6 protein-coding genes are annotated in these 6,316 nt (G+C 43.7%); 2 read left to right on the top strand and 4 right to left on the bottom strand.

Annotation, left to right across the window (positions count from 1 at the left end; genetic code table 11):
- Positions 1-462: 462 nt before the first annotated feature.
- From AZI87_RS17700 to AZI87_RS17690, 3 genes are all read right to left on the bottom strand, one after another.
- A complete protein-coding gene (locus AZI87_RS17700; RefSeq protein ID WP_063209798.1) occupies positions 463-1,992 on the bottom strand; it encodes a methyl-accepting chemotaxis protein in 1,530 nt (509 codons plus the stop codon).
- 239 nt (positions 1,993-2,231) lie between these two features.
- Positions 2,232-2,576 carry an Hpt domain-containing protein gene (locus AZI87_RS17695; RefSeq protein WP_063209796.1) on the bottom strand — a complete coding sequence of 115 codons (345 nt, stop codon included), beginning with the start codon at positions 2,574-2,576 and terminating at the stop codon, positions 2,232-2,234.
- Between the two features lie 316 nt (positions 2,577-2,892).
- A complete protein-coding gene (locus AZI87_RS17690; protein WP_063209794.1) occupies positions 2,893-3,570 on the bottom strand; it encodes a hypothetical protein in 678 nt (225 codons plus the stop codon).
- 116 nt (positions 3,571-3,686) lie between these two features.
- Here AZI87_RS17690 and AZI87_RS17685 point away from each other — a divergent pair, with 116 nt between their 5' ends.
- Entirely contained in the window at positions 3,687-4,025 is a 339-nt protein-coding gene (locus AZI87_RS17685) for an FKBP-type peptidyl-prolyl cis-trans isomerase (RefSeq protein ID WP_063209792.1), read from the top strand.
- Between the two features lie 38 nt (positions 4,026-4,063).
- Positions 4,064-5,026, top strand: coding sequence for a quinone oxidoreductase family protein (locus tag AZI87_RS17680; protein WP_216635275.1), 963 nt, complete (start codon positions 4,064-4,066; stop codon positions 5,024-5,026).
- 34 nt (positions 5,027-5,060) lie between these two features.
- Here the strand turns inward: AZI87_RS17680 and AZI87_RS17675 are convergent, their stop codons facing one another.
- Positions 5,061-6,314 carry a TolC family protein gene (locus tag AZI87_RS17675; RefSeq protein ID WP_063209790.1) on the bottom strand — a complete coding sequence of 418 codons (1,254 nt, stop codon included), beginning with the start codon at positions 6,312-6,314 and terminating at the stop codon, positions 5,061-5,063.
- Between the last annotated feature and the right edge of the window lie 2 nt (positions 6,315-6,316).

Raw genomic sequence — 6,316 nt, 5'->3', positions numbered from 1 at the left:
TCAAAGAGCGAAAATTCTTACTCATCGTTAATGTTTCATAGCGACGAGGTAGACGGTTGTATCGAAACCTTGCGGCCTTGTCAACACCCTAAAATCACTTTTTCAAAAAAATTTTAAAAAAACGTTTATGAAAAAGAATTCGTGTTTCTCGCTAAAAAAGCGTTTGTGTAAAACACTGAATACAAATCAATGGTTTAGCACTTAGCTTGTTTGGATAATTCCGAAACGACTTAGCGAGGAAGCACGGTTTATAGTGGGTATTCCCGGCGCTTGCAAGCTTTTTTAATGCCCATATTGAGGGCATTGATACGACACATCTTGCCCTATTTTTAAGCAAAATCAACCCCTCTGCTGAAAAAATCACCTAAAAAGGGGCCTTTTTGCTCGAATATAAGGCGAAGTTTAAAAGAAGACTCTCAAACCTCGCCAAAAATATTTTTCCAAAATTCTTTCTAAACTCTTCTAGATGCCAACTTTTCGAGCAAAAGCACCTTCTGCGGATCCAAAAACCTGAGAACGACCGCTCTTCGCTGAAGAAGCTTCTTCAGCGAACTCTCCAGAGACAACCGACTCTAGTGCATTCACATTGCGAAGCAGAGATTGCGACTGAGCAGAAAGTTCTTCCGCGGCTGCCGCGGCTTCTTCAGATATAGAAGCATTTTCTTGCGTCGTTTGATCTAATTGATTCATGGCTTTACTGATTTGCGTGATGCCATTGGACTGCTCTTCGCTGGCCGTCGCCATCTCACTATTAAGATCAGCAACCTTCTTAACAGCATTCACGATTTCCGTAAGGACAATACCACCGCGATTGGCCTGTGAACTTCCCTGCTCGATTCTTTCAACGCTCTCGTTGATCAACGATGTAATACTTTTTGCAGATTCGGCACTTCGCTGAGCTAAATTGCGAACAGCTTCAGCGACAACAGCAAAGCCCTTACCTTGCTCCCCGGCCCGAGCAGCCTCAACTGAGGCGTTAAGAGCCAGAAGATTCGTTTGGAAGGCGATATCATCTATTACAGAAGTAATGTCGGCAATTTTTTTAGAGTCAGCCGAAATCGCCTGAATACTTTGAATCAGAGTTTGGATTTCGCTTTCACCCTTTACCGCAACCTCACGCGTGGAGAGCGCCAAGGATGCCGCTTGCTTCGAATTTTCGCTGTTAATCTTCACCATGGCGGTTAATTCTTCCATAGTCGCCACGGTTTCTTCCAATGATGCGGCCTGCTCAGAGGAAGCCTGAGCTAGAGACTGAGACGAGTTTGAAATCTGACCAGCAGCATCTTCGACTTGATGAGCACCTGAAGCAAGTTCTTCAGAAACTTTCTTAATACTATTACTTAAACTAAATGCGAAAAATGCTCCTACCCCGAGACCAATGGCGACACCAAAGACAATGGCGAGGGTGATTGAAAAGCCCATGTTTTTAGCGGTCGTTCGCGCCTTAGTGACAGATCCTTCTCCGTATGCTTTATGAAAAGCGACTAACGCATCAATGGCTTTCGAGTATCTCGCCGCAGAATCAGGGCATTCCGTAAGAAATATTTTATTCATAGCCGCGAGATCTTCAGGCGTTCCTGATTGATAGTGCTTGAGAACTCGGGCGCCAATCAGCTTGAAAGAAGACCATGTGGAATCAACCTCACTCCATAAAGCATCTTCGCCAGGCAAAAAGGGCACCGAGATATACTCTTTTCGAAGCTCCTCATAATCACTGATATATTGTTCAACACGATCGGCAAATTCCTTGGCTTGTTCCTTCGTCAATCCGGGCAGCCCAAGACTGCGTAGGCCAATACGCACATTTCTAAAATTCAAATACATCTCATTCGACAGTTGCACATTTGGCAAAACGCGGTTTGAGACTTCCTCGTAGTCGTTACTGATTTTGTTCGATCCGAAGTAAGAGATGCCTCCCACAGCGACCGGAATTAAAGCCATGAAGCTACAGAGCAATAAAAGTTTCGCTTTTAAACTGAGTGCGAATTTCATAAGAATCCCTTCCATCTACGTTCAACTTAATACAAAGCACTGCTAAGTAGATCGGGACGTTGTTAAGCGTTCTTGATGTAACATCAGAATTATCATCAAAAGTTAAACATTTATTATGAGCGGTATTATAGAAGCTTTTAAATGAAAGATGTGAAAACCTAAGGACGCGAATCAGAATTGAGACAGCCGTTAAAACTTCAAAGGGAGCTAAGAAGCTCCCTTTTACAAATGTGTTAGGATTACTTGGCGGAGCAGATCGTTTTTAGATCGGCCATCAATGTTAATATTTCGCCGTTAAGACGTATAAAAGATGCTTCGATCTCGGGGTAGTTCGGATTTTGCCACTGTTCTTCGATGCTCTTGGCCGTTGTTACGGGATCTAGATGGTGAAAGTGAGCCACAGATCCTTTAAGTTTATGGGCGGTTTCTTTGATTCTTTTATTTTGTCGGGAAGCTATCGCGGCTTTCAAGTCGCCAAGTTGACCAGGGACCGTATCGCAGAATGTGTCGGTAACAATTTTGAAAAGATCCCAGTCTCCTAAAAAATTCCTGTCGAGAACTTCCTTAAAATCTAGTTTATTCATCTGGTTCCTCCTACAAGCAGGCCGAGCGAAAAATACAACCTTAACGTTCCATAAAACTGCAGCAGGGCTTCGATAGAGGTGACCAATCGAGAAGATCTGCGCGCCAGGACTATTTTTAGTCGTTTCTTAATCCGACCTCAGTTAAAAGTATCGGCGGAGGCCCCAGACTCTCAACGATCGTGTTTATAAATTAACAATGTTGTGAACATTCTCAGAATCGAACATTCAAAGGGGGGCCGTCACAAGAGCGTCTGAGGTCACTATGGAGAACCATATACACCTGTGAAAGCGGATTAAAGAAACTGTGTGTGAGCTTTTAAGAGCCCCGAAGCTCGATAGAAGGTTTATTTATTTCGCGGTAGATTTGTTCAATCACCCGTCTTTTTAGCGGAGATTCTTTGGAAGTCTCGCGATAAAGTTTGGTGATCTGCTGGTGAATCTTTCTTTTTGTTTCTCCGGAAAACTGATGATAGGCACTTTTTAGAACTAACATAGAAGTCGCGCCCAGCATTTCATTTTGCACTTTAATACGATCGTTGGTTGGTAAAAGTTCGCTGCAAAGAAGCTCGGTGACACTTCCCTTACAAAAATCGATATACTCTTGCCATTTTCCCTGAGCGAAGTCCGAAATTTCGGATTTGGTGAGAAGATCACTTTGTTCTAACTGCTGGTTGATCAAAGATTGGAAAACTATGTCATGCTCTCTATTTTTTTTGAATCCTTGGATTTCGGGACCGCCCATCAAACGTTGAAGGCAAGAGCCCGCAACGTATTTAGTTAACATGTCGTCGCTGTCTTTAAATGTTTCGACAAGACATCGCAGAGGACTCTGCATTTCATTTTTTAATGCTTCGGGTGTCTTCGCTTTTTTAGCTAAAGCCAGAATCTGATCTTGGTATTTATAGAGATCTTGCGCCTCATGGATGACGCAAGTGTCTTCAGCCCAGGACGTCGCAATAAAAAGGAAACTAAGAACAAAAATCAAAGTCTTCATATTTTAAGCCTAATTTCGACAAAGGTATTTTCCAAGTGGAAATCTCTGTCCGACGGCAGATTGAGTTCCTCGTGCCTTTTCTTGACTAGACCCCTGATCGTCGCTATCAGTTTCCTATGGACACTAGTGAATTAAAAATTACGGACACAGTTGTTGGTACTGGTAAAGAGGCTGTTAAAGGGGCTCTTTTGATCTGTCAATATGAAGGGTTTCTTGAAGATGGTACGAAGTTTGATTCTTCTTATGATCATGGCAGACCTTTTCAGTTTGTGATCGGTTCTAAACGCGTCATTAAAGGTTGGGACATGGGCCTCATGGGTATGCGTGAAGGCGGAAAGCGCACTCTTTTTGTTCCTGCACACTTAGGATATGGAGAGCGTAGCGTGGGAAAAATCCCTCCCAACTCCAATTTGCTTTTTTACGTCGAGCTTTTGGAGGCTCGCCCGCGCGAATAGATGTTCCTATACTGATATACATATCAGGGAGGTAGGAAATGAATTCGCCGCAAACAATGCACACGATCTCTATCAATAAATTCGGAGGATCTGAGGAGTTGAAGCCCCAAGACCTTCCCTTACCCACTCTTGATGCTAACGAAGTTCTTATCCGCGTCGAATATGCAGGTGTTGGCCCCTGGGATCCCGCTGAACTTCATGGTGAATTTGAACAATATAAATCTGAAAAGTCGCATTTCCCCTATATTTTAGGTTCTGAAGGTGCAGGTGTTATTGAAGCCGTGGGCACAAACGTAAAGAATTTTAAAATTGGCGACAAAGTCTACGCCTCAGGCTTTCTAAATCCCAAAGGGGGATTTTATGCAGAATACGTCGCCATTGACGAAGATCTTGTTTTTCATGTTCCGAAAAATCTTTCTCTAGAACAAGCCGCTGTCATGTCCGGCGTCGGCATCACCGCATTGCGCGGAATCGAAGACACTTTAAATCTTAAACCCGGAGAATGCATTTTGATCTTCGGAGCCAGTGGCGGCATCGGGCATTTGGCTGTGCAAATTGCAAAACGCTTAAAAGCGCGTGTCGTGGCCGTAGCATCGGGAAAAGACGGCGTGAACCTAGTTAGTAAACTAAATCCCGACGTGGTTTTAGACGGGCATTCTGAAGATCTCGTTGAACAGATCAATCAGAAAATTCCAGACGGCCTTGATGCAATTCTTCTGACGGCTGGCGGAAAACAAATCAAAGAACTTTTTAAATGCCTAAAACCCCAGGGAAGAGTCGTGGCCCCCAATGGAGTGACTCTGCCAACTGAAACCGTCCCTTTAGTGAAAACTTACGATGGGAATGTCGAACATGAAATCTTAGAACGCTTTCATAAGATGGCGGAGTCAGGAAAATTCGAAGTGCACGTGTCACAGATTTTCCCGCTCGAAAAAGTCGTCGATGCTCACCAGGCCTTGAGTGAGCATCATTTAGGTAAACTTGCACTGAAGGTGCACTAAAAAAGCACAAGGTTCTAGGCCTTGTGCTTTTATTTTATCGTTGAGTATGCAAAGCTAACTGAGACGAATAAAGAGTGTTGAAGTCGCGATTGATTTCAGCATATCTTTTTTTTGCTTCGATATACTTTTCCGTCGCCTCCATCACATCGGGTGAGTTTTTAACTCCCCGTGCGTATTCTTTTAAAGTCGCATCCAGATAAGCCTGTGACGCTTTAATATTTTCTTCGGCGTCGTGCACAAAAGAATGCAAGGTCTTTAAACCATCCATAACGGCCTCTTGATCTGCCTGAGTTTGTTTAATTAAGTAATCAAGCTCTTTCGTCTTTGCGGCTGTTTCCTTTTGCAGACTTCCGCGCTCTACGCCAGCATCAACGGCTTTACCTAAAGACCAAGACGCCTTCAGGCCGAAGTAGGACTCCCGGCGTTCTGAAGCTGAAGGAATGTCACGCTCTTCTCGTTGGTTGGGCTCTGAATATCCAGCATATAGATCTAGCTCTGGTAAATATCCTGACCTCAACTGACTTTTGCGTGCTTCTGAAATTTCAACCTCGGTACGCGCTTTCTTGACGTGGGGTAAATCCGCGACTTTCAGGGGCTGAATGTTAATCTCCCAGTCATGCACATGTTGGAAAGGACCTTGTGGCACAACCGCATCATTCTTCCCTAATGCAATCCCCAGTTTTTTTGAAAGATTGCGGATGTCTTTCTCAACCAAGGAAATCTCTTGTCGGATCAAAGACATCTTCATCTGAAATTCTAAGCGATCTGTGCTGGTCGCAACGCCTGAGTTGATGCGACGATTGGCTTCGTTTAGATTCTTCTGTGATAAGGCCAAATGGTTTTCTAAAGAACTTTTAACTTCCATTTTGAAAACCAAAAGCCAATAAATCTCATAAGCTCTTTGCAGTTCTTCTTGAACCGATCTTCGCTCGTCAGACAGAGCACTTTTTGTTTCGAGCTCACGCAATTGTTCTTCTTTTAAGTCTGATCCACCCCGGAAAAGATTGAGGTTTGCCTCGACCTTCCAAGACGATTGTGTGTCTTCCACTTCACTTCCAAGTTTAAAATTCTCTTGAGAAACTTCAGCACTGACGTCGGGCAAGAAGGAGCGGCCGAAGGCCCCCTCCCTCGCCTTTTTCGCTTCTGCTTTTTCTTTCATCGCTTCGACAACGGGGTTTTTAGCTTTGATCAGCTCTTCAATTTTATCAAAAGAAATGCTTTCTGCTCCCCAAGCCGTGGATTTACATCCCAATGTTAGAAGAATTAGAAAATATTTTTTGAATTGCATTA

Source organism: Bdellovibrio bacteriovorus, assembly GCF_001592745.1.
GTDB lineage: Bacteria > Bdellovibrionota > Bdellovibrionia > Bdellovibrionales > Bdellovibrionaceae > Bdellovibrio > Bdellovibrio bacteriovorus_B.
Note: the sequence above shows the minus strand (reverse complement) of the source record. Positions and strands in the feature narration are given on the sequence as shown.